Here is a 23,042-nt window from a genome sequence, read left to right as displayed (position 1 = left end):
TTATTTACTAAAATCATAACAAAGAATTGCGTGATTCCGTTCATTTTTTATATAACTCGAATTAAAATAATACAAGCAACCCATATAAAGAGAAAAAGAAACGTCATAGACCATTTATGTTCTTGCACCGTTTGTTTCAATGCCTGTGATAATTGTGTCATATTCATTTCTGCAAGTGCTCTCCATACACTTGTATCCCGCTCTTTAGCTGTGCGATCCGTGACGCTAATTAAAATGGTTTCGTTAGACAATTTCGTGATATACGCAGTAATAACCGTTACCATTAAATTTATATTTCCTTCTGACGAGTCACTCTCCACGCTAGAGATGAGTGCACTTACATCTAATAACGGAATGTGTACCTTTCTACCAAATGATAGTTGTACTTCAGCGAAATCATACGATCCATCTAATAAAGGCAGTTCTTTTATATGCGCCTGGTTCACAAGCCCTTGTAAGCTTCTCATTACTTGTTCAAATATTTTATCTGTTTGCTTTCCTTCTCCAGATAATGTATGTAACTTTTTAAAGAGTTGTAATACTGTATCCATCTCTTTAGAAAGCATTTCCTTCATAACCTTTCCATCACCTAAACTCGCAAGTAAAATCCCTATTTCGTTATTTTTCGAAATAATTTTAGACTGTCCAGTAAACACTAGATTACTATACTTTCGTTCTTTCTGGATTTCATGTTCTGAAATAGCTGCAGGCTGTTTTAATGGTTGTAGCGTCTTATTTTCAATTGTCGTACGTTTAATTTCCATTTAAGCGCCTCCACTATGATGAAATAATTAGCCCCATTCTTTATTGCTCTTTAAAACTAAAAATAGTACGAATAAACCTGACATAATAGCAAATACATTAGAAGCTTGTATTCCTTGCTCACTTTTAGCTTCTTTCTTATCTGCTAACTCTTCCTTTTTCTCTTTCTTTTTCGAAATGACTTGATTGTTATTTTTATTATCTTTATCTTTTTGAGCCGTCGCTTTATTTACTTCCTTGTTGTCTGTGAGAGGCTCTTTTATAACATAAGTAATTCTTTCTTTCTCTTTCAATGGTTCTTTTATAAGATCGTTTATTTTCTCGTCTTGCTTCGGAATTTGAACAACTGGCTGTTTTTCTTCCTGAAGCGGGATTTCTACTTTCGTGTCTTCCTGCTTCTCAGTTTCTTTCTTATCTTCTAGTTTATTTTCTAATTTATCTTCTTTCTCTCGTTCTTCTGTCTTTTTATCCTCTTCTGTTTTTTGCTCCAAAACAGAAACGACATACTCACTTTCTTCAACCAGTTTATTTCCAGCCGCATCTACTACCTCTACAAGTAGCTCGTATGTCCCATTTGATAGTGCATCCGTTATTTCAAATACTTTTTGCCATTCCATGTCGCGCTTATTGTAATCTAATAAAAATGTAATCTCTTTATTGTCTTTTCCTTTTAATGTAACACGAACTTCTTTCACAACCGATTCCACGTCTGCCGCCTTCACTCTTACACGTATAGAATCGCCTCGTTTTCGTTCGATTACATTCTCCTTCGCCTCGTCAATAGTGACTTTATGCAACTTCGGCATCTCTTTATCTATTGTTGGCGTTTCATTATTTATACGAATAAGTGGGACTTTCACTTCATTTTCTATCAGCTCTTCTTTCTCATTTTCTTTAAAACTTTGAATAAGCTGAAGGTTCCAATCACCTTGCAAATCAAAAATCCCGACCTTATAGTTAGCAATCCATCGCTTCGTCTCTTCTTCATAGTCAAAAGGTATCATTCTTTCTTGCTCATACAGATTACTGTTTTTTGGCAAACGCAACATACCTTTTATACTTTGAATATTTGTCTCTTTTGGCTCTACAATAATCCGTATTTCTTCGCCAACTTTTAATTCTCGCTTATTTATTGTAATAATCCCTTGATCCGTCTCTATCTTTTTTTCGGTTTCTTGCTCATTCTTTACTTCTTGTTGTTCCTCTTTATCTTGCTTTATTTCCACTTGTTCTGGCTGTTCTTGAACTTCCTTATTCTCTTCTTGTACATCCACTTCATTTATATTTTGTTCTGGCACATTTTGCTCTTCCGCCTGACTTTGCAGTGGGAAGAGCAAGCACACATGTATGCATAGCCAGCAAATTAGAAAAAACTTTACGCTTTTCATCTACTATTTCAACGCCTTATAGTGATTTTGTCACTTTTACTCCGAAAAATCCATCTACATTTACAAGTTCACCATACGCCACCAATACATCATTTACATAAATTCGAATTGGTTCATCAATATCTTCATCTAATACAACGGCTTCATTTTCTTGTAAACTTAATATATCTTGAATCGTTTTCACTGTACTTCCAAATACAAATTTCACATTCATTTCTACATTTTGTAGAATAGATGTATCCATATACACTGGCTCAATTTGTTTCACTTCTTTAAATTCAATAGGTTGTACAACAGGTTCTACAACCTCTTCTTCCATTTCTTCCTCTGCAATCTCTTCTTCTGCTTCCACCATTGGATATAGCAGTCGTCTTACCATTTCTTTCGCTTCTGAAATCGGTAAAATTTGATACATTTTCGATTGAAGCAAGTCGCCAATTTCAAGGTTGAACGTAATTTGAACGAGTTCATCCACTTCCATTGACTCTCCCAAATATTCCATTTCTTCTTTTAACGTGACAAATTTGACATCTGGCGGCGTCATGTCCATCTTCTCTTTAAACATTTCTGACATCGCTGTTGCCGCATGCCCCATCATTTGGTTCATGATTTCTTTAATACCGCTCAGCTCTAATTCACTAAGCTCTTTCTCTGGATCAATCTCTCCTGTTCCCATCATCATTAAATCTACCATTGTCAAAGCAACATCTTTCGTAAATACGAATACGTTCTCATTCTTTAAACCTTCAACAAAATCGACATTTAAAATCACAAAGGGAACCGGTACACCGTCATAATGACGCACATTAATCGCTTCTACATTGGGTGTACTAATCGTAACCGGCTGATTTAAAAGCGTTGATAATACCGTTGAGGCTGAACCGATGGAAATGTTGGCAATTTCCCCAAGTACATCTTTCTCCTCTTGCGTTAACTGCTCTTTTTCAACATGTTCTTCTACAATCTCGGCTTCCGCTACTTCTGCTGACTCGTCTTGCTCTTCTACGCCACCAGATAATTGTAGTAATTTATTTATCATTTGTTTCGCATGTTCAACTGAAACAATTTGTACAAGTTTAGAGTTTACAAGATTATCTATTTTAAGGTCAAACGACACTTTCACAATCGTGTTATTTCCAGTTATTCCAGATATTTTCTCCATCTCTTCTAATAACTTTACAACTTTAATTGTCGGCGGTGACATGTCTACTGTATCTTGGAAGAATTCCGACATAGACGTCGCTGCGAATCCCATCATCTGGTTCATCGCTTCTTGTACAGCACTTAGCTCTAATTCGCCAAGTTCTTTTCCCTCTTCCACTTCACCTGTCCCCATCATCATTAAATCAGCAATAGATAAAGCAACATCTTGCTGAAGGACAAGTAGATTTTCCATATCTAATCCTTTTGTAAAATGAATATTTAATACAACATGAGGAACCTCAACATCGCTTGTATCGTATAAATCCACTAACTCTACATGAGGAGCAGTTATACTTACTTGCCTATTTAAAATCGTTGATAATACTGTCGAAGCAGAGCCAAATGATATATTTGCAATTTCGCCAAGAATATCACATTCTTGAGGCGTTAAAAGCTCCTTTTCTTTTTCTAGCACAATTGTGCTCGTATCCCCTTTTGTGTGTTGCTCAGGCATTTTCCCTGCCTCCTCATTTTTGTTTTTCTATTAAATGAATACACTCATTACATTTTAACAAATTTATTACGTAAATCGTGAACATGTATTTATTTCCTGTTATATATATTAGTATGTAATTAACCAAAAAGCTCCCCAATTGTATACAAGTGGGGAGCTTTCCTTCATTCCTATTATAAACCTTCTGGGTTTAAAATGAGGACCACTCGTCCATCGCCGAGAATCGTCGCGCCAGAGAAATAGTTCGAACTCTCTGCAAAGAAATCGCCTAATGACTTTAAGACAATTTCTCTTTGGCCGATAATTGTGTTTACAATAAGTCCATAGCTACGATGTGTATTACGAATAATTAACACAGGAACCATTTGACTTTCATATGATTCAAATGCCTCATCTACTGATTTTTCACCAAATACAGTACTCAAATGCTTCACTTCAATAATTTGATCACGATAGTTTAACACGTCTTTTCCTTGTAAGGTTTGGATGTCTTCTCTCTTAATACGAATCGCTTCAACAATGTTACCAAGAGGTAGAGCATAACGTTTATCATTCGTTTGAACAAGCATAGATTGAATAATGGACAAAGTTAATGGAAGTTCAATTCTAAATGTACTTCCCTTTCCTTCTTCTGAATCAATAATTAAATGTCCACCTAAACTATGGATTGTATGTTTTACAACATCTAATCCAACCCCGCGCCCTGAAAGATCCGATACTACTTCTGCTGTACTAAATCCTGGTTGGAAAATGAGATCAAACACTTCACGATCCGTTAATTTATTTGCCTCAGATTCTGTTACAACACCATTTTTAATCGCTTTTTCTAATACTTTCCCTTTATGAATTCCATTTCCATCATCCGTAATTTGAATTACGACATGATTTCCACTATGGAACGCTTCTAATTTAATTGTACCCGTCTCATTTTTCCCTGCATCACGACGTTTTTCAACAGTCTCAATACCATGATCAATTGCATTACGAATTAAATGAACGAGTGGATCACCGATTTCATCAATAACAATTTTATCAACTTCTGTATCTTCACCCGTAATTTGCAAATCGATTTTCTTCCCTAAATCTTTCGCTAACATACGCACCATACGCGGGAAACGATTAAAGACTGTTTCAATCGGCACCATACGCATGTTTAGAAGTACATTTTGAATATCTTTTGAAATATCGCCTAATCGATTTAAATGCTCAATTAATTCTTTGTTTTGAATTGCTTGTGCCAATTCATCTATGCGACCACGCTCAATTACACTCTCTTCAAACATGTTCATTAATCGTTCAATTTTCTCTAGCTGCACACGAATGGAACGATTCTCACCTTTAGCATTTTTCGTTTTTGCAGTGCTTTTAGTTGGCGTAGCACTTGCAGGTTGCTTCGCTGTCTCAATAGGTGCTTCCACCTGCGCAACTACAGACGACTGTATCATTTCTTCTACTCGCGTAGTTTCTTGCATAGCAACCATCGAATCTACTTCCTGTAATGATTCTCCTTGTTTCACTACTACTTTCTCAATTTCAGAAACGTGAAGCACTACCTGTTTCACTTCTTCTTCACTACGATCCGTATTCATAAATACTGTAAACTCAAAACCGAAAGCATCCGCTTCGATTTCTTCAATACTAGGAACCGTTTTTTGTATATCGCCTATATTTTGCAGTGCTTCAATACACATAATGGCACGTACTGCTTTTAAAATAGCTTGCTGTTCAACGGTTATATGCACTTCATGCGAAACTGCATCATCATTGTTTATAGACTCTTGCTCTACATGTTCCATAGAAGTTTCTACATTTCCGTTCAATAACGCTTCTAATTTTTGCTTCGTTGAGACTACATCAATATTACCCATTCCGCCTTGCTGCACATCTGCAACCATTTTCTCTAAATTATCAATGCATTCAAAAATGACATCAATAATATCCGCATGTACTACTATATTCCCATGACGAATTTCATCTAAAACGTTTTCCATTTTATGCGTTAAATCCGCCATTTCCGTAAATTCCATACTCGCAGACATACCTTTGAACGTATGAGCTGAGCGGAATATTTCTCCCACTACATCCATATCTGTAGGATTCTGCTCTAAAATTAGCACATTTTCATTTAGCGACTGTAAATGTTCTTCCGACTCTTCAAAAAATATATTTAATAGATCTGTTTGCATTTTCATCCCCTACCTGTCTAACAAACATTTCATTTATGTATAACAATTTAGTGTTTTAAAATGAGAAAAAAGAGGCCACACATCTATCCGTTATCACTGTTTTGATTCCTTGTGGCCCCCCTTTTATATTAGCTATTTGCTACTTTTGTTAAAGCTTCGATTACGCGATCTGCTTGGAATGGCTTTACAATAAAGTCTTTTGCCCCGCCCTTAATTGCATCTAATACCATACCTTGTTGTCCCATTGCTGAACAAATAACAACCTTTGCACTTGAATCAATTTTCATAATTTCTTTTAATGCTTCAAGTCCGTCCATTTCTGGCATAGTAATATCTAATGTTACAATATCAGGTTGAAGTTCTTTATATTTTTGAATTGCCTCCACTCCATTTTCCGCTTCTCCGATTACTTCAAATTCAGAATTACTTTTTAATAAGTTTTTAATCATTGTTCGCATGAACATCGCATCATCTACAACTAAAATTTTATGTGCCATTCTTTTTGATTCTCTCCTTCTATGTATAAATATATCTTAATATTTCACCTTATCATTCTCACTCATTATACAAAATAAAACGATAAAATTTAATATTTTTTTAAAAGAATTTCTTCATTTTAGTATTTTATTACTAAAATACTAAAATACTATTCTTTAATGTAAATGACAACGCGACGGTTTTTCTCCCAATTTTGCGGTGAATCATTCGGTACAACTGGCTTTGTGTCTGCATATCCTACCGCAGCTAACCTTTTATCATCCACATTATACACTTCAATTAAATGGTGGATCATATTAGCTGCTCGTGCTGAAGATAATTCCCAATTAGAAGGGAACTTTTCATTATGGATCGGTCTACTATCTGTATGCCCCTCCACAACAATTGAGTTTGGTACGGATTGAAAAAATCCGACTAATTTGCTAATAATTTCTTTTGCTTCAGGCTTAACGTTCGCATCACCTGTATCAAATATTAAATTATCTACTATAACAACGCTTACCCCTGTATCTTCTCGATATACATTCACTTGACTAATACCGTTATTATCTACATATGCTTTTAACTTTTTGTACAAGTCGTCCATTCGCTTTTTTGAGACCGTTTTTTCATCATTTTTTTCATGTGAAATATCTGGTATAGTATTTTCCATTACTTTTGCATCAACTTGCTCCGTATCACTAAACTTTTCAAGCATCTTTGACAATTTTACTGCATCCTGCTTTGAAGTAGCAACTAGTAATACAAAGAAAGTTAATAATAACATCGTTAAATCTGTAAAAGTCGTCATCCAACGAGGCGATCCCTTTTGCGGTCGTTTTATCATCACCATACCACTCCTTGCAATATTAGGCTGCTCGTTTTACTTTTTTTATCTTTGTTTCGTATACATACGTATCGAGTTTTAACTTTAATTTAGACGGAATTTGTCCACGATACAATTCTGAAATTGCTTCAATAACAAACTTCTTCTCTGTATATAAATCTTCAATACCACGATACACTTTTTCAGCAAGAGGGATTGCAATCATATTTGCAAGTACTGATCCATACAATGTCGTTAACATCGCAACTGCCATCCCTGTACCAATTTGCGATGTGTCTTGCAAGTTTTGAAGCATAATGATAAGACCAATTAAAGTCCCTATCATACCCCAAGCCGGAGCGAAATCGCCAATTTTATCTAATAATACTGCCCCTTTTCTTAATTCATACACTTCCGTTTCAACATCTTTCATTAACACTTCTTTTAATTCATCTTCATCGTAACCACTTAACATTAATCGAATTCCTTTTTGAATAAAAGGATTGTCCACCTGCTCTCCATCAACCTCTAAAGAAAGTAAACCGTGTTTTTTAGATTTTTTTGAAAAATCAACAAACAAATCCGTTAACTGTTCTAAATCTTCTTCTTTTCTATGTAAAACAGTAAAAATACTTTTCGTATATTTTTTTATTTCTCCAAATCGATATGCCACAACAATTGTCGCAGTTGTTCCCCCTATGACAATTAAAATAGATGAAACATCTAAAAAGTTTTTAAAAGCTTTTATTCCGCCTCCACCAAGCATAATTGCCGCTATCACTATAGCAAAACCTACTAAAATGCCAAATGGGCTAGAAATGTCAAACTTCCTTTTTTTTCTTTCTGGTCTAGCAAATCCTTGATTTTCGTCTCCCATATTCCTGCCCTTTCCTTTTCATTTTTATAAAACATTTTTTTATTTTAATAATGCGTTTTCACATATAATGTTTATTATACGCCCATCATCCATTTATCGCAATATACTCATAAAATTGACACATTTCATTTCCATATTAGAATTATAGTATGGAAATATGAGGAGGATCACGATGGAACATAACATTTTACAAGTCATTGCACTAGCAGAAAAACTAAAATATGAAATGCGACATAGCTGGCTTTCTAACGGACGTCAAGAAAGCGTTGCTGAACATACGTGGCGCATGTCTCTAATGGCCATTTTAGTTGAACCTTATTTAGATCAAAAAGTAAATATTGAAAAATTACTTAAAATGGTTATTATTCACGATCTAGTCGAAGCAGAAGCTGGTGATATTCCTGCTTTTGATACAATGAATAGTCATGAATTACAATTACAAAAACAAATAAATGAACAAGAAGCAATTTCAAATATTAAACGAACATTAAAAGGTTCTCTCGGCGAGGAATTATATGATTTATGGATGGAGTTTGAAGCGAAAGAAACGTACGAAGCAAAAGTTGCTAACGCACTTGATAAGCTTGAGGTAAAAATTCAGCATAACGAAGCTGATATTGATACGTGGCTGCCAATTGAGCATAAAATGACATTCCAAGTAGCAAAGCATACAAACTTTGATTCTTTCCTATCTAAATTACAAAAAATCATTGAGCAAGATGGTGAAAAAAAATTATTAGCTGCCGGCATTGACGTTGAAGCTTGCAAGCAATAATGAAATAAGACACTCATTACGAGTGTCTTATTTCATTATTGTTGATATAGCCTGCTTGTAAATAAGTTGTTGTTTTCCATCCACTAACATTAAAACGGTAAATTTGTCTATTGCAACAACTTCTCCTACTATTCTAACGCCACTCTTTAAAAAAATTGTAACAATACCTTTTTCTTCTTTTATTTGTTTATATAGCTCTTCTTGTAAATGTTCCAAATCCATCTCTCTCCTTTTTTTGTAAAATATCTTAATATAAAAAACTATAAATTCTTTATTTATGTACTTTATCTTTTACATTCATAAACTTATTAATAAGTATATCTAAATCTCGGCTAAATAACAAAACTTTATCATGATCCAATCCATGTCTAGCAACAAGTTGAATTAGCTCTTTCTTTTTGTTTTCTATTTTATTTTTTAATTGTCCCATCTCCATCTCTTCACTAAAACTCCCTTTTCCCATAATATTACTTGTAAAATTATAGTACAAATCCTCTCATAAAAAAATATAAAAATGGTTTTTTTTACAATTTTTATATTTTTTTATGAACAAATCGCGATTTCTTCACATACACCTAGCTCCATATACAATCAAAATGACCATACAGGCATTTATCTAATTACAAAAGAGACTGGCTCCTTTTCCATACGAAAAACATACTGTATACAGTAGTCCATGAATTATATAGATTAACTTACTCAAAAGGAGGAAAACATATGAGTTATGGTGGAAGTTGCGCTGGTTTCGGCGGTGGATTTGCTTTGCTTATCGTACTATTCATCCTTCTAATCATCATCGGATGTAGCTGTTGGGGTGGCGGCGGATACGGATACTAATATATCCTATCCTTAACAAATGAACGAAAAACTATAAGAAAACAGCTCATATTTGAGCTGTTTTTTCATACTTTCGTATGAAGTTATGTCCCTCCTTTTTCTGATTTCAACTCATAAAAAAACGTTTACTATGAAATAAGAAATATTTTTACTTAGGAGGATTACAATGATTAAAGGTCTTTACGAAGCACATTTACCCGTCCGCAACTTAGAGGTATCAATATCTTTTTATGAATCACTTGGACTGAAATTATATAAAAGAGGAGATGATATTGCTTTCTTTTGGATTAAGGAAAATGAAAGTTGGCTCGGTCTTTGGGAAGGTACAGAATACAAAGTAAATTATCATCCCTCTTTACGACACATCGCCTTTCAAGTAAGCTTACATGATTTAGAACATGCGATACATTGGCTAAACCAAAAAGGCATTTCAGCACGAAAAGACTTTGGAATGGAGCCAATTGAACCGATTGTTTTTCCAGAATTAGCACATGCCGCCGTATACTTTAACGACCCTGACGGAAATAGTTTAGAATTGATTGCACAGTTACCTGTTGGACTTCCTACAGGGGAGAAAGTGTATTTAAGTGAGTGGAAAAAACAAGTTCAAGCATCATTATTACATAAAGATTAATCTTTTATGTCAGTTTCTTATTCCACGCTTCTTAAAACAAATACTAACTTCAAAAAACTATTTTATGGGCAAACATTAAGTGTGCTTGGAGATTGGTTTCATACAGTAGCTTTATTAACATTCGTCTATAGCATAACGGAATCTCCGTTTATGATCGCACTCACCTTTATAAGTAAAGGTTTACCACAACTCCTTCTTAGTCCATTCATAGGCGGAATTGTAGACCTTTTTTCTAAAAAGAATATTATGATTTTTACCGATATTACACGGGGAATTCTAGTCCTTACATACTTATTCGCCAGCTATAAAATTGAAATTATTTTCATTACTAATATATATTTATCTGTACTTTCTTGCTTATTTGAGCCGGCTAAACAAGCAACCTTAAAAAACATCGTACATCAAAATCATTTCGTAACTGCTAACTCTCTTTCTAGTACAATAAATGGTTTTATGTCTATTATGGGGGCCTCTCTAGGCGGGATTATTGCACAACCTTTACATATTGAATTCGCTTTTTTAGTAAATAGCCTATCATACTTTATTTCGGCCTATTTTATTTATAATATGAGTGTTCCCTCTTATGATACTTGTAAGAAGAAAAAAGCATTTTTTACTGATATAAAAGATGGTTACACATACATATTACAAACAAAAATCATTTTAATATTAATTCTTGTAGGCATTTCATGGGGGCTTATTGGAGGTGCTTATCAGCTACTTCTAACAATCTATGCCGAAAAAATTTTCCACACGAACATTGGGATTTTATATATGGTTCAAGGGGCTGGGCTTATGATAGGAAGCCTTCTCGTTAATCTTTATATATCCAGCAATAAAGAAAAAATGAAAAAAGCATTTGGTTGGGCCTACTTCCTACAAGGCTTTTTCTTTCTTGGATTCATTCTATCCGATCAACTTATTTTCGGTATCATTACATTACTCTGTATGCGCATAGCAGGAGGAATCATCGTTCCACTTGATACGACATTACTTCAAACTTACACGCGTGAAAATATGATTGGTAAAGTTTTCTCCTTTCATTACTCTATTTATAGCTCACTTATACAGTTATCTATGCTCATGACAGGATGGTTATTAGAAATCCTTTCTCCTCAAATAATTGGTAGTTTTCTAGCTACATGTTGTATTTTTGTTAGTTTTATATGGCTGTTCTTGTATTATCGCGGGAAACTTAATGAAGAATCTACTATTACTTAATAGCATGTTTATGTACATGCTATTTTTATTTATGTCGAAATATAAAGGAAAAAGACGATTTATTTTCCTTACGTTCTAATTTTTTAGAATGTACAATAAATTTAGATTATAAGAAAGGGGATGCCATAATGTTTGACGATAGACTTACTATTTCAGCTGAACAGCAGAAGCTCATTTCCAACGCAACTCGTATTCAAATTCTTCACCTTTTAAAAGACGAAGCACTCACTGCAAAACAAGTAGCTACTAAACTAAACAAATCTACTGGTAGCGTACATTATCACGTTCAAATTTTATATGATGGAGGGTTACTTGAATTAGTAGACACGAAGGAAAAACGAGGGATTATTGAAAAATATTACAAGGCAAAATCTGCTCATTTCTATATTGAAGAAAGTGGCACAGAGGGAACGAATACAGGTAGTCATATTGTTTCTCATTTATTTTTAACTCCAGAGGAATTACAACAGCTTACTTGGGAGGTTACACAAGTTTTATTACGCTGGGAAAACAAAACCGCTCGTCAATCAAACTCTGAAGAGGAATACGCTATTTCCTGCAGGATAAAAAAACAATGAAAGAAAGGTCCAGCTGCTCATGAAAAATAAATTATTATTATTGTCGGGAACAGGAATTTCTCGTTTAGGTGATTTTATGTATCTCATCGCCCTAAACGTAATGGTTTTACATAGCACAAACTCCCCTGCTGCTGTAGCAGGATTATGGATTGTCGGTCCAATTGCGACCGTTGTTACAAAAATTTGGTCTGGTAGCATAGTAGATCGATTAAACAAACGGTCCATTATGCTTATCACAGATATCATTCGAGCAGTTCTCATTGGCTGCGTTCCACTATTTGATTCTATTTGGGCCATTTATATTTTTATCTTTTTAACTCGTATCGCTACATCATTTTTCGATCCAGCTTCATTTTCTTATAAAACAATGCTTATACCTGCTGAAGAACGCGCTCAATTCAACGCTTGGAGTAGCTTTTGTACAAGCGGGGCTTTTATTATCGGTCCAGCTCTTGCTGGAATACTTCTCACCACGCACTCAGCATCCTTTGTAATTTACTGCAACTCACTTTCCTTTCTACTTTCTACTATTCTCATTTATTTCTTACCTAATATTACGTTACAAACAAAGCAAAGCGAAGAAGTTGCAAATACTTTCGTACAAACATTACGAAGTGATTGGAAACAAGTTTTTTCATTCGCTCGAACTGAAACGTACATTATTCTCATATTCGTTTTATTTCAAGCGACTATGCTTGTCGCTATGGCACTTGATTCACAAGAAGTTGTTTTTACAAGACAAGTACTGTTTTTAACCGATATAGAATACAGTATGCTTGTTAGTATAACTGGCGCTGCTTACGTTTCCGGTTCATTTCTTGTCTCTCTCTTTTCCAAACGTTTACCAATTCAATATTGTATCGGATTAGGGACAATTTTCACAGCAATAGGCTATGTAATTTTCGCCTTTTCAAATTCATTTATCGTCGCGGCAGGCGGTTTCATTTTACTTGGCATTTCTTCATCATTTGCTGGTACTGGCTTTTTTACATTTTATCAAAATAACATCCCGGTTCATATGATAGGACGTATCGATAGCGTATTTGATTCCATAAAAAGTTTTATCCAAATCTTTTTCATTTTAGCAATTGGAGCATCCGCACAATTTCTTTCCGTTCAAATGACTGTAATAAGTAGCGCATTACTCATTCTTTTCCTTTCCTGTTTATTAGCAATCCGAGTAATGACTCCTTCACGTGAAAAATATTTTAAGGCTACAGGATCATCATTGGAATATTAATTGCAACATATAAAGCGGCTACTTTGCCGCTTTTTTCCCCGTATGAAAGGCCAGTAAGCCTCCACTGATTAAAGTATCACTTTATGTTAAAATATGTATTGGATCTGATTATGTAGGAGGGCTATTTTGGAGATTATATTCACTTTCATATGTATTATATTAGTAGCTTCTATTTTACAAACAAGTACAGGTTTTGGCTTTTCTATTATGGCAACACCTTTCTTACTCATGTTATTTCTACCACAGGAAGCTATACAAATAAATATCATTTTATCATTCATTATTTCCATATCACTCATTTGGAAAATAAGAATGGACATTGATTGTATTCTACTGAAAAGATTAATTTTCGGCAGTATAGTTGGTGTTCCTTTTGGTATTATCATTTTCACTTCTATTAACATCAACACATTTAAATTAGCAATTAGCATCCTACTCTTACTATTAACTTTGATGCTAATCTGTAACTTTAAGATTCAATCAACAAAATCTAGAGATTTCATAGTTGGCGGATTATCCGGTCTTTTAACGACAAGTATCGGTATGCCAGGACCACCCCTGTTACTGTACTTTACAGGAACTGATACAAAAAAGAGAAGCTGAGAGCAACTACTTTAGCTTTTTATCTATTTATATATTTCATTAGCCTACTAACGCAAATACTCTTTACTGGCACAAACAAGACAATTTGGGAATCAAGTTTTTACGCTATTCCAATCGTATTTCTAGGTTTGTATATAGGTCAAATTATTTTCAAATGGCTTAATCAACGGATTTTTAAAATATTTACGTACATCCTTTTAAGTTGCACGGGCATATATCTTCTTATTGAAAGTTTGCATTCGTTATAGAAGGTGCTTTAGTATGTGTCATAACGGCGGATAAGTTTTCAATATTTTTAAACGTGATAACAATAAAAAGCGGCTATTATGCCGCTTTTTATTTTCAAATTAAATATTTTAAAACTAGAAGCCCACCCATCGCTATTACAAACACATTGAAAACAATCAGCCAACTTTTTTCAAACTCTTTATATCTCTCTTCTTTCACCCCGCGTTGTTTTAGCTTCTCAATTACAGTTTTCAATTCTTGCTCATGCTCGGTACTTCCTAATTGTATATAGTTATTATCTATAGTAATTCCATATACATTCTTCATTTTTTTATGTCGCGAAACTGCTTGAATTGAGCTTATTAGCACATTGTACTCATTTATTTTTTTGAAATAACAATCTAACGATTTAATTCGTAATCTTGTATTTGTTAAAACAATGTAATAATAAAAAGTAGCACCTGCAGTTATTATACTTGGGATAACTTTAGAATTCACAAGGCTCCCCTCTTCCACTAATATTTCACATTCAATTTCTTCTCCTTCTTGTAACTCTTTCCGAACTGATTCTTCCAACATTTGCACCGTTAATTTCTTCAATAATTCTCCGTTTTTCACATAATACTTATCTATATTGATAGACTCATTTGCTTCTTTCTCTAAACGTGTAATCTCTTCCTCTGAATATTGGAGCTCATTTAACATAGATAATAATCTTTTATCCATATTACACACTCCCTTTCCACAGTTTTTGAATTTTTTTCTTCCCACGAGAAATTCGATTGTATATGTAATCCACCGTTACTTTTAATTCTTTCGCAATATCATCAATGGAATATCCATCAATATACCTCTTTAAAAAGATATATCGATCTTTCTTATTTAAATCTTGAACTATTTCCATAATCTCTTCTTCTTTTTCTATTTCATATCTATCATGAATACCTGTATCTATTTCTACGTTTTTATCAATTTTATTCTCTTTACATACTTTCTTTTTATATTCCAGTGCCTTTAATTTAGTAATACCAATCATCCAAGATTTTAAGTTGCCCTTTTCTGTATCAAAATGGTCGATATGAAACCAAATAACAGTAAATACATCGTTATAACAATCATCCACATATTGTTTTTCAATAGGGGTACTTAACGATTTATGAATAATGTACAAAATTAATTTTCCATATTGATCAATCACTTCTTTCAAAGCATCTTGATCGCGTTTTTTCATAGCTATAATTAAATCCACTTCAGAATTGAAAATCATAAGCATCTTCCTTCCTCAATTCCCCTTTAGCAGCTGCCTTTACTTACTATTGGCATTTCATTCTCATTTTCTATCACTTTTGTAAAAAATTATTAATTTTTATTTCTATGTATATGATAACAAACAAAATACCTAAGTTCAGAAAGTAGTATCTACATTCTGAACTTAGGTATTAACAATTAAATTATTCACTTATACTAACGTTTCATCACAAAGCTCTGTTACATTTTTAAAGTATTGCAAGTTCTCCTTCGCTTCAGCTTCATTAAATAAATTGAGTTGCTTCATTATTTCAGTAGCAAATTCAACGTACGCAGACCCTACCGCTGTTATTATTTTTCCATCAACCGTTACATCTTTGTTTTGTTTATATTCCCATTCATGTAAATGAGCTAATTGTTTTTCATCTGATGTTAATGATGTTGAGAATTTCTTCTTATTCAGCACCCCTGCTGCATGTAATAAAGATGTTCCGGCACAAATACCCGCTATCCATTTATTTTGCTTATGTAATTTGTTCACGATAGATAACAATTGTTCATTTTCTAAATGACCAAAAATATGTCCGCCTGGTACGATAAACACTTCATAGTCCTCTATTTTAATTTGCTCAATAGAGACATGTGGTTGACACAAAAAACCGCCTTCTCCTGTAACTGTTTTTCCGTCTACAGTTGCTGTTATTATTTCAAATTGCTTACTTATCAAAAATAAACTCGCTATATTCACTTCAAATTCTGCAAATCCATCAAATAAAAAGATTAAAGCTTTTTTCATATTATCTCCTCCCCCTATACTTATTCGAAGACAATTATATTTCTCCTCCAAAAAAGGCAAACCTGCATCACAGGTTTGCCTCTTTGCTCTCTTTGCTCACTTCTTATTAAATCCTTTTTCACTTAAAAACTCTTTCATATGCATTCTTTTTTCTTTAGACATAAATGAACTCATTGATTCCGTCCATGTTACGTTTTTTTGATTTGATGATCTTTCTTTATAATACGCGCTCATCGTTTCGTCGTATTCGTTTAATAATTCATCATATTTCTTTTCATCATATCCATTTTCATGAAGGATTGCTGCTATCGGTAAACGTGGTTTCACTCCGTGATCTTCATCTGGTACACCGACTGTCATTCCGAATACAGGATATACTTTATCTGGTAAATGAAGCAATTCGCTCACTTCTCCCGGATTATTACGAATACCACCAATATAACAAATACCATATCCTAACGATTCTGCTGCTAACGCTAAGTTTTGCGCAAAGAGTGAAGCATCTACCGTTGCTACGATAAAGTCTTCTACTCCTTCATGCTTTATCTCTGTACCATGTTTTTCACATGCCATTTCAAGTCGTTTTAAATCTGCACAACAAACAAAGAATGCTGCGCAATCTTTCACATGACGATTTCCGGATAACTCTGCTAGTTTCGCCTTTAAGTCTTGATCGGTTACATATATAACAGAGTAAGCCTGTACAAAATGCGAGGAAGCAGCATGCTGCGCAGCTTGCACCATTCTTTCTACTACATCTTTCGGAATAGATTCTTCTTTATATTTACGAACTGAAACGTGTTGCTCCATTTTATGTATCATCTCATTCATGAAAATCACTCCTTTTTTCTCTTCCTAATGAAAAATTAACATATCTTTTCCAATATTCACAACTTATAAGCACAAAAAGAGCAATTCTTTTTGAATTGCTCTTTTTAAAAGATCTATTAATACGGTAAATGAAATTATATCGTCGATTTTTTCAATATATCAACGATTCCCTGCACTATATCGACGATTTTTCAAATATATCGTCGATTCGACAAAGAATATCGACTTACCGACAAATAACGACAAACTCACTCCGAATTATTCCTTATCTTATTACGCTGTTTTCAACACTTTAACACCTTTTACGATATTCCAAATGAAGTAATAAATCCCTACAAGAATGAATACTGCATATGTGATCATGATCCCAATTCCAGCACCATCAGATTGATTGAATCCTAAACCGTATATTCCTGATATCGCTATCCCTCCGAATAAAATTGCATATGGGAAAATATGTGACCAAAATGCTTTTTTCGCGTGATATTTCACTTCATCCTCTGCAACGAAGTACACGATAATTGGTAATAAAAATGGGGCAAAAAAGATACTAAAGTAACATAGTGAAGATAATATATTATTTCCTTTCATCCGATTCACCTCTAAATAGTTTTTGTTATCTTCATTATGTCAGGAATCCATTCTAGAAACTATCGCTTTACCTTTCATTAAGATGACATATTTGTAAGATTCCCCTCAAAAAATCCCGCCTAGAATGCTAGGCGGAATCACTTCCACTATATTCGATTCATAAACCAATATTGCGTAATGGCTAAATATTCACGTATATTCGATGGAATGACAATTCGCTTTGGTGTTTCGGCCGGAAGACCTTCTAATTGTAAACCTTGCTTAGCTGCTATTTTTTTCGCTCTAAACATGTGGAAATCGTTTGTTACGATCATTCCTTTTTTCATATTGTCCGGAATTAAAGGTTTTGAGAATTTAATATTTTCATCTGTACTCGTTGACTTATCTTCCATGATAATGCGGTCTTCTGCAATTTTTAGTTTCATTAATCCATTTTTCATTGCTAATGCTTCTGAAATATCTTCCCCTTTTCCTTTTCCTCCAGACACAATAGCAATTGCTTTCTCATGTGCTTTCAAATACTCAGCTGCTTTATCAATACGATATTGCAATGAGTACGATGGTTTCGTTCCGTTTACTTTCGAGCCTAAAACAATGATATAATCAGCTTCATAGGTCGCATTCATGTGCCCATGCTTATAGATGTTATATTGTAAAAATCCCACATAAACGGCGCAAACCATTATAATTCCTATCATATACTTCATTATTTTTTTCTTTTTCATATCTATATACTCCTATGTTCTTTGCTTCTTTCATGATAATATCCATTTATTTGTTTGTATACAGACAAATTCCAATTCAACCTAATTTATCCTCTAGAAAGTAATATTTATATTTCTTTCGGGAACAGTAAGTACAACTTTGCACGAAGGAGTGTCTCTATTGCTTCTCTTTTTATGTAACGTATCGTTCTTTTTTATTTTATTTTTACTATCACTTAAGATGCTCGGTAAATCAGCTTTAGCACAACTAACTCCTCATGATTTTGGTGCGATTATCTTTTTATCTTATTTAGCTTTTCAAGCCATACCAGTCTCTGGTGCTTTGCAAGCTTTTCTCGGTATGGTTGTTATTACATGTTTGCATTTAATCCTTACAAAATTAAGTCTATTCAACAAACTAAATCATTTTATTCTCGGGCACCCGATTATTTTAATTAAACATGGTGATATTATTTTTGAGAACTTACAAAAAAGTAGGTATCCCATTGCTGAATTACTTTCTAATCTTCGCGTCGCAGGATACCCAAGTGTTCATGAAATTGAATACGCTATTTTAGAAGCGAATGGAGCCATTAGCATTTTACCAAAGCGTGAACTTGTACCATTAACTCCGAAAGATTTGAATATAGATGTTAAGTATGCTGGATTACCAATTGCCCTTATCGTTGATTCACAAATTCAATACGATAACTTAAAGTTAATTCATAAGGACGAAAAGTGGTTATATAAAGAATTAAAAGAAAAAGGAATTACAAACATTAAAAACGTTGCCTTTGCGTCTGTTCAAGAAACAGATGGATCTTTTGCTATCAGTTTAAAAAAATAAAAAATCCCCTTACTTTTGAAGTGAACCCGAATAGTGGTACATGAAAAAAACACCTCCTGAATTCGCATACTAAGTATGCAAATTCAATGGAGGTGTTTTTCGTTTGAAGACAAGAGTTCATTACCCAGAAGAAACAAAGTGGAAAGTGATTGAAATGAAGAAAGACGGCTATTCAAATCGTACAATTATGGAGAAACTCGGAATTAAAAATGTTTCCCAAATTAAGACATGGATGAAATGGTATCGTACAGATCAAACGTATCGTTTTCAACAACCTGTAGGAAAACAATATTCTTATGGAAAAGGACCAAAAGAGCTCAGTGAATTAGAACAGCTACGTTTAGAAAATAAACATCTAAAAACAAAATTACTTGTATGGGGAAAGTATCTGGAAATCGAAAGGGGCTGAAACCAGAAACTGTAGTTACTTTATGGGAAAATGTAAAAACAAAAATAACGGTAAAAGAATTGTGTAACGTATTAGAATTACCCCGTTCCACATTTTATCGTTGGTTACAACGAACGGAAGATTTGAAAGATGGTATAGAAGAGAAAATAAAGGACGTTTGTCTTAGGCATAAATTCCGGTATGGATATCGAAGAGTGACCGCTACTCTTCGAAAAATGGGACTGTGTGTCAATCATAAAAAAGTATTACGAATCATGAGACAAAATCACATTCTTTCAAAAGTACGTCGAAAGAAAAAGAAATATATCAATGGTGCGGAGCCAATGGTAGCCCCTCATCGATTGGAGCGCCAATTCGATGCATCCAGACCAAATGAAAAATGGTTTACGGATGTGACGTATCTCTTATTTGGAGAGCGTACTTTGTATTTATCAACGATTATGGATGCCTTTAATCGTGAAATTATTAGTTGTGTCATCAGCGAATCACAAACACTGACATTAGCGATGAAGACATTAAAACAAGCAATGAGAGGGCGAAAAGTAAAAGATGTCCTTCTTCACTCAGATCAAGGAAGTATTTATACAGCAAAAGAATTTCAAGCGTATGCCAAAGAAAACGGCATTATCACCAGCATGTCCCGGAGAGGAAATTGCCATGATAATGCCGTCATGGAAAGCTTCTTTGGTCATTTAAAAAGTGAAGCTTTCTATTCACAAAAGATAACAAAAGTATCCAACACAACTGTGCGAAAGATTGTGCTAGAATACATTCATTACTACAATTGTGTGCGAATTCAAGAAAAATTAAACCACCTATCCCCTAAAGAATTTAGGGAACAAGTGGTTTAGGTGTTTTGATTGGTGTCCCGTTTTCGGGGGTCACTTCACTTGCTTAAGGGGATTTTCTTCATTATATCGCTTCTTTCTCGCCTGCCATGTTTAATGGAACAGGATGTTTCATACGATTCATCGTAAATACGATAATCGCTGTCAATACTTCCGCTACTGGCATAACGAGCCAAATTCCGTTTATCCCAAATAATTTCGGCATAATCCATAATAATGGAATAATAAATAGTAACCCTCGGCTCATTATAATAAGTACTGATTTTGTCGTTTGTCGCACTGATTGGAAGTACTCTCCATATACAATGTTATAGCCTAAAAATACGTATTGGATAAAGAACAGGCTAATACCCGTTAATGTTAACTCCAATAACTCTGGAGATTGGACATCAAATAGACCAATAATATATTTCCCGAAGAATAATCCGACAATTATTGCAACGCCTCCAAGTACAACTGCAATTTTCACTGCAAACTGCAACCCTTCACGAAGTCTCTCTGCTAAATTTGCACCATAATGGAAACTAGCAATCGGTTGTAAAGCAGCACCTACACCAAAGAATAATAGTAATGTCATTGCATGAATACTATTCACCATCGCATAAGAAGCGACTCCTACTTCTCCTGCATATTGAACGAATGCAATATTAAAACCAATCGTTACAATCGCTACTGTACTTTCTGCTGTAAAGCTCGGGAAACCGATTATCATAATTTGTTTTACTGTATCCCATTCAAAATGGAATTTCGTCCATTTTAAAATACTACTTTTTCTCAAGAAGTGCGTTAATAATACAAGGAAACCAATCGCTGCCGAAAGAATAGTTGCTGAAGCCGCTCCTGTTACGCCCCATTTAAAGATGAAAATAAAGATATAGTCAAACACTATATTTAATACAGCTGTTACAACTAAACCTGCCATTGCTAAATTAGGATTTCCATCATTTCGTATAAATGTACTTAAAATATTTTCTAAAACGTATATCATTCCAAATGTTAATAATACGTGTAAATATTCTAATGCATACGGTAAAATCACTTCGTTTGCACCGAATAAGTATGCTAAGTCTTCTATTCTCCATAAGCAAATCGCCGCTAAAACGCCTACGATAATGACTGCTACCGTCATGGATTGAGTAAAAATAGACCTTGCTCTTTCAATTTTATTTTCACCTAATGCAATGGAATATAACGTTGCCCCGCCCATCCCAATCCATAATGAAATAGAGAAGAAAATTGAAAACGCTGGAATAGCCACGTTTACTCCTGCTAATCCGTTTGCTCCAACTCCCCTACTAATCATAACCGCATCAATTACAATGTTAACTGACATTAATACCATTCCTAGAACGGCTGGTATTAAATACGAAATAAATAAGCTCTTTATCGGTTTTTCTCTTAACTTTTCTGTTGCTTCCATACTATTTTGCTCCTTTTTTTCAACTCTCTTTTCTCAGTTTAAACCTTAAAGTAACTTGAAGGTCAATAGAGAATTTGAAAAATAGGTAACTTACTTATCGTGTTTCATGCCAATTTGTAATGATACGAGTGCTACAACTTATTGCTTTATTTTTTCATGATAGGAATTTGAATTTCTGTTACTTGCTCCTCTGGATTTTCTGTTACAGACCAATCGATTAATCCAATCTCAATCGCATCTCCACTTACTTCATATCCTTCTTGATCAATGTATGCAAGTAATTCCTTATACGTTGCACCTGTTTCTTCATACGGTCCATGATGATAAGAACAAGCATATAAACCTTCCTTAATCTCATCTGAACTCTGTACTTGGAAAGGCATGTAATCCAAAAGAATAAAAACACTGCTATATGCTTGAAACTCATTTTGCATTAATCCTTTTTTCGCAACAGTTACACCGATATCTCCAGAAAATAAGCTATCATCCATTTGCCTCATATTTTTTTGCAACGAATGAATGTAGTACTCAAACATATCGTCCGTTGTATTTGGAGCAACCGCAATTGCTGTAATTTTTCGCCGCGGGATCTCTTTCATTACCATTTGTTCAGCTTTTGCTTTTGTTGCTTCCTTAATTAAATGAATTCTATGCTCCATTTTCGCCAAAGCATACTCAATTTCTCTTTGTTTTTTCAACATCATCTCTTGTTGTTTTTCCAGTAAATTGAGTGCATATGCTGGATTTCTCTCATCAATATATTTTTTAATTTCCTTTAATGGAATATTTAATTGCCGTAAAAACTTAATCGTATCTAATAGTGAAAATTGATCGATTGTATAATAACGATAATTTGTTTGCGGGTCCACAGTGGACGGATGAAAAATTCCCTTCTCATCATAATAGCGTAAAGTAGATTCCGCTATATTATGCATTTTTGCCATTTCTCCAATTGTAAAGCGTTTATTTAATAACATCTTTTATTTCCTTCCATTTCTATTTATTTCATTATATGTTCATTCTGTCTTCAAAACAAAAAAGAATTCCCCTACGAGAATT

General features: G+C 34.0%; 25 protein-coding genes and 1 pseudogene. 9 read left to right on the top strand and 17 right to left on the bottom strand.

Translation table 11 applies throughout. From position 1 onward, the window contains the following. Positions 1-47: 47 nt before the first annotated feature. The 7 genes from EGX95_RS07005 to EGX95_RS06975 form a co-directional block, all read right to left on the bottom strand. Positions 48-764: a hypothetical protein gene (locus tag EGX95_RS07005; RefSeq protein WP_063246794.1), complete on the bottom strand. Its 717-nt coding sequence runs from the start codon at positions 762-764 to the stop codon at positions 48-50. A gap of 27 nt (positions 765-791) precedes the next feature. After that, positions 792-2,150, bottom strand: a complete 1,359-nt coding sequence (locus EGX95_RS07000; protein ID WP_033669815.1) for an Ig-like domain-containing protein — start codon at positions 2,148-2,150, stop codon at positions 792-794. A 16-nt stretch (positions 2,151-2,166) separates the two neighbouring features. After that, on the bottom strand, positions 2,167-3,807 hold the full coding sequence (locus EGX95_RS06995; RefSeq protein ID WP_001114996.1) for a flagellar motor switch protein: 1,641 nt from the start codon (positions 3,805-3,807) through the stop codon (positions 2,167-2,169). A gap of 173 nt (positions 3,808-3,980) precedes the next feature. Then, the gene (locus EGX95_RS06990) at positions 3,981-5,993 is read right to left on the bottom strand and encodes a chemotaxis protein CheA (protein WP_001192578.1); all 2,013 of its coding nucleotides are present in this window, start codon (positions 5,991-5,993) and stop codon (positions 3,981-3,983) included. Positions 5,994-6,121: 128 nt separating this feature from the next. Further along, positions 6,122-6,490: a response regulator gene (locus EGX95_RS06985; RefSeq protein WP_000940577.1), complete on the bottom strand. Its 369-nt coding sequence runs from the start codon at positions 6,488-6,490 to the stop codon at positions 6,122-6,124. Positions 6,491-6,639: 149 nt separating this feature from the next. Then, positions 6,640-7,317 carry an OmpA family protein gene (locus EGX95_RS06980; protein ID WP_000596047.1) on the bottom strand — a complete coding sequence of 226 codons (678 nt, stop codon included), beginning with the start codon at positions 7,315-7,317 and terminating at the stop codon, positions 6,640-6,642. Positions 7,318-7,339: 22 nt separating this feature from the next. Beyond that, positions 7,340-8,173 carry a flagellar motor protein MotP gene (locus EGX95_RS06975; RefSeq protein WP_000502135.1) on the bottom strand — a complete coding sequence of 278 codons (834 nt, stop codon included), beginning with the start codon at positions 8,171-8,173 and terminating at the stop codon, positions 7,340-7,342. Between the two features lie 172 nt (positions 8,174-8,345). Between EGX95_RS06975 and EGX95_RS06970 the strand changes: the two genes are divergently transcribed. Continuing rightward, positions 8,346-8,948 carry an HD domain-containing protein gene (locus tag EGX95_RS06970; RefSeq protein ID WP_000400760.1) on the top strand — a complete coding sequence of 201 codons (603 nt, stop codon included), beginning with the start codon at positions 8,346-8,348 and terminating at the stop codon, positions 8,946-8,948. A gap of 27 nt (positions 8,949-8,975) precedes the next feature. On the opposite strand, the gene hfq is transcribed toward EGX95_RS06970, so the two are convergent. Together hfq and EGX95_RS06960 are read right to left on the bottom strand one after the other, a co-directional pair. Further along, positions 8,976-9,164 (bottom strand): RNA chaperone Hfq, encoded by a 189-nt coding sequence (hfq, locus tag EGX95_RS06965; RefSeq protein WP_000400660.1) that lies wholly within the window; start codon positions 9,162-9,164, stop codon positions 8,976-8,978. A 55-nt stretch (positions 9,165-9,219) separates the two neighbouring features. Further along, positions 9,220-9,438, bottom strand: coding sequence for an aspartyl-phosphate phosphatase Spo0E family protein (locus EGX95_RS06960; protein ID WP_002080856.1), 219 nt, complete (start codon positions 9,436-9,438; stop codon positions 9,220-9,222). Positions 9,439-9,665: 227 nt separating this feature from the next. Here EGX95_RS06960 and EGX95_RS06955 point away from each other — a divergent pair, with 227 nt between their 5' ends. The 6 genes and pseudogenes from EGX95_RS06955 to EGX95_RS06930 all read left to right on the top strand — a co-directional run bounded on the left by EGX95_RS06955 (position 9,666) and on the right by EGX95_RS06930 (position 14,309). Beyond that, positions 9,666-9,785 (top strand): YjcZ family sporulation protein, encoded by a 120-nt coding sequence (locus EGX95_RS06955; protein WP_000120179.1) that lies wholly within the window; start codon positions 9,666-9,668, stop codon positions 9,783-9,785. 166 nt (positions 9,786-9,951) lie between these two features. Then, positions 9,952-10,419 (top strand): VOC family protein, encoded by a 468-nt coding sequence (locus tag EGX95_RS06950; RefSeq protein WP_000589707.1) that lies wholly within the window; start codon positions 9,952-9,954, stop codon positions 10,417-10,419. Positions 10,420-10,425: 6 nt separating this feature from the next. Next, on the top strand, positions 10,426-11,640 hold the full coding sequence (locus EGX95_RS06945; protein WP_000117070.1) for an MFS transporter: 1,215 nt from the start codon (positions 10,426-10,428) through the stop codon (positions 11,638-11,640). Between the two features lie 128 nt (positions 11,641-11,768). Continuing rightward, on the top strand, positions 11,769-12,218 hold the full coding sequence (locus EGX95_RS06940; RefSeq protein WP_000459093.1) for an ArsR/SmtB family transcription factor: 450 nt from the start codon (positions 11,769-11,771) through the stop codon (positions 12,216-12,218). Positions 12,219-12,237: 19 nt separating this feature from the next. Continuing rightward, positions 12,238-13,458, top strand: coding sequence for an MFS transporter (locus tag EGX95_RS06935; protein ID WP_000791690.1), 1,221 nt, complete (start codon positions 12,238-12,240; stop codon positions 13,456-13,458). 126 nt (positions 13,459-13,584) lie between these two features. Then, positions 13,585-14,309 (top strand): annotated as a pseudogene (locus EGX95_RS06930) (sulfite exporter TauE/SafE family protein). A gap of 94 nt (positions 14,310-14,403) precedes the next feature. Here EGX95_RS06930 and EGX95_RS06925 read toward each other — a convergent pair. The 6 genes from EGX95_RS06925 to EGX95_RS06900 all read right to left on the bottom strand — a co-directional run bounded on the left by EGX95_RS06925 (position 14,404) and on the right by EGX95_RS06900 (position 18,453). Further along, a complete protein-coding gene (locus tag EGX95_RS06925; RefSeq protein WP_000361355.1) occupies positions 14,404-15,015 on the bottom strand; it encodes a flagellar motor switch protein FliG in 612 nt (203 codons plus the stop codon). Between the two features lies 1 nt (position 15,016). Further along, positions 15,017-15,562 (bottom strand): sigma-70 family RNA polymerase sigma factor, encoded by a 546-nt coding sequence (locus tag EGX95_RS06920; RefSeq protein WP_002027402.1) that lies wholly within the window; start codon positions 15,560-15,562, stop codon positions 15,017-15,019. 186 nt (positions 15,563-15,748) lie between these two features. Next, the gene (locus tag EGX95_RS06915; protein WP_000709449.1) at positions 15,749-16,333 is read right to left on the bottom strand and encodes a type 1 glutamine amidotransferase family protein; all 585 of its coding nucleotides are present in this window, start codon (positions 16,331-16,333) and stop codon (positions 15,749-15,751) included. A gap of 96 nt (positions 16,334-16,429) precedes the next feature. Continuing rightward, on the bottom strand, positions 16,430-17,164 hold the full coding sequence (gene nfsA, locus EGX95_RS06910; RefSeq protein WP_001004532.1) for an oxygen-insensitive NADPH nitroreductase: 735 nt from the start codon (positions 17,162-17,164) through the stop codon (positions 16,430-16,432). A 273-nt stretch (positions 17,165-17,437) separates the two neighbouring features. Further along, a complete protein-coding gene (locus tag EGX95_RS06905) occupies positions 17,438-17,755 on the bottom strand; it encodes a magnetosome magnetite crystal formation protein family (protein ID WP_000678037.1) in 318 nt (105 codons plus the stop codon). A 146-nt stretch (positions 17,756-17,901) separates the two neighbouring features. Beyond that, positions 17,902-18,453, bottom strand: coding sequence for a YdcF family protein (locus EGX95_RS06900; RefSeq protein ID WP_306447215.1), 552 nt, complete (start codon positions 18,451-18,453; stop codon positions 17,902-17,904). A 187-nt stretch (positions 18,454-18,640) separates the two neighbouring features. Between EGX95_RS06900 and EGX95_RS06895 the strand changes: the two genes are divergently transcribed. Next, positions 18,641-19,306, top strand: a complete 666-nt coding sequence (locus EGX95_RS06895; protein ID WP_000923929.1) for a DUF421 domain-containing protein — start codon at positions 18,641-18,643, stop codon at positions 19,304-19,306. A 103-nt stretch (positions 19,307-19,409) separates the two neighbouring features. Beyond that, positions 19,410-20,566, top strand: a protein-coding gene (locus EGX95_RS06890; RefSeq protein WP_085962608.1) for an IS3 family transposase whose coding sequence is annotated in 2 segments (ribosomal slippage) — positions 19,410-19,662 and positions 19,662-20,566 — 1,158 coding nt in all. Because the reading frame shifts where the segments join, the coding sequence is not laid out codon by codon here. A 61-nt stretch (positions 20,567-20,627) separates the two neighbouring features. Here the strand turns inward: EGX95_RS06890 and EGX95_RS06885 are convergent. Next, the gene (locus tag EGX95_RS06885) at positions 20,628-21,983 is read right to left on the bottom strand and encodes an MATE family efflux transporter (RefSeq protein ID WP_000388380.1); all 1,356 of its coding nucleotides are present in this window, start codon (positions 21,981-21,983) and stop codon (positions 20,628-20,630) included. Positions 21,984-22,129: 146 nt separating this feature from the next. After that, on the bottom strand, positions 22,130-22,960 hold the full coding sequence (locus tag EGX95_RS06880) for a MerR family transcriptional regulator (protein WP_000925953.1): 831 nt from the start codon (positions 22,958-22,960) through the stop codon (positions 22,130-22,132). Between the last annotated feature and the right edge of the window lie 82 nt (positions 22,961-23,042).

This window comes from Bacillus sp. FDAARGOS_527 (assembly GCF_003812125.1).
GTDB lineage: Bacteria > Bacillota > Bacilli > Bacillales > Bacillaceae_G > Bacillus_A > Bacillus_A paranthracis.
Note: the sequence above shows the minus strand (reverse complement) of the source record. Positions and strands in the feature narration are given on the sequence as shown.

Excerpts from the sequence above, each read along its gene's own strand:
- EGX95_RS06955 (WP_000120179.1), top strand. The coding sequence starts at position 9,666 with ATGAGTTATGGTGGAAGTTGCGCTGGTTTCGGCGGTGGATTTGCTTTG.
- EGX95_RS06950 (WP_000589707.1), top strand. The coding sequence starts at position 9,952 with ATGATTAAAGGTCTTTACGAAGCACATTTACCCGTCCGCAACTTAGAG.
- EGX95_RS07000 (WP_033669815.1), bottom strand. The coding sequence starts at position 2,150 with ATGAAAAGCGTAAAGTTTTTTCTAATTTGCTGGCTATGCATACATGTG.
- EGX95_RS06985 (WP_000940577.1), bottom strand. The coding sequence starts at position 6,490 with ATGGCACATAAAATTTTAGTTGTAGATGATGCGATGTTCATGCGAACA.
- EGX95_RS06900 (WP_306447215.1), bottom strand. The coding sequence starts at position 18,453 with ATGATAGGAATTATAATGGTTTGCGCCGTTTATGTGGGATTTTTACAA.
- EGX95_RS06915 (WP_000709449.1), bottom strand. The coding sequence starts at position 16,333 with ATGAAAAAAGCTTTAATCTTTTTATTTGATGGATTTGCAGAATTTGAA.
- EGX95_RS06980 (WP_000596047.1), bottom strand. The coding sequence starts at position 7,317 with ATGATAAAACGACCGCAAAAGGGATCGCCTCGTTGGATGACGACTTTT.
- EGX95_RS06975 (WP_000502135.1), bottom strand. The coding sequence starts at position 8,173 with ATGGGAGACGAAAATCAAGGATTTGCTAGACCAGAAAGAAAAAAAAGG.
- nfsA (WP_001004532.1), bottom strand. The coding sequence starts at position 17,164 with ATGAATGAGATGATACATAAAATGGAGCAACACGTTTCAGTTCGTAAA.
- EGX95_RS06925 (WP_000361355.1), bottom strand. The coding sequence starts at position 15,015 with ATGGATAAAAGATTATTATCTATGTTAAATGAGCTCCAATATTCAGAG.
- EGX95_RS06990 (WP_001192578.1), bottom strand. The coding sequence starts at position 5,993 with ATGCAAACAGATCTATTAAATATATTTTTTGAAGAGTCGGAAGAACAT.
- EGX95_RS06940 (WP_000459093.1), top strand. The coding sequence starts at position 11,769 with ATGTTTGACGATAGACTTACTATTTCAGCTGAACAGCAGAAGCTCATT.
- EGX95_RS06885 (WP_000388380.1), bottom strand. The coding sequence starts at position 21,983 with ATGGAAGCAACAGAAAAGTTAAGAGAAAAACCGATAAAGAGCTTATTT.
- EGX95_RS06935 (WP_000791690.1), top strand. The coding sequence starts at position 12,238 with ATGAAAAATAAATTATTATTATTGTCGGGAACAGGAATTTCTCGTTTA.
- EGX95_RS07005 (WP_063246794.1), bottom strand. The coding sequence starts at position 764 with ATGGAAATTAAACGTACGACAATTGAAAATAAGACGCTACAACCATTA.
- EGX95_RS06970 (WP_000400760.1), top strand. The coding sequence starts at position 8,346 with ATGGAACATAACATTTTACAAGTCATTGCACTAGCAGAAAAACTAAAA.
- EGX95_RS06945 (WP_000117070.1), top strand. The coding sequence starts at position 10,426 with ATGTCAGTTTCTTATTCCACGCTTCTTAAAACAAATACTAACTTCAAA.
- EGX95_RS06880 (WP_000925953.1), bottom strand. The coding sequence starts at position 22,960 with ATGTTATTAAATAAACGCTTTACAATTGGAGAAATGGCAAAAATGCAT.
- EGX95_RS06920 (WP_002027402.1), bottom strand. The coding sequence starts at position 15,562 with ATGCTTATGATTTTCAATTCTGAAGTGGATTTAATTATAGCTATGAAA.
- EGX95_RS06905 (WP_000678037.1), bottom strand. The coding sequence starts at position 17,755 with ATGAAAGGAAATAATATATTATCTTCACTATGTTACTTTAGTATCTTT.
- EGX95_RS06995 (WP_001114996.1), bottom strand. The coding sequence starts at position 3,807 with ATGCCTGAGCAACACACAAAAGGGGATACGAGCACAATTGTGCTAGAA.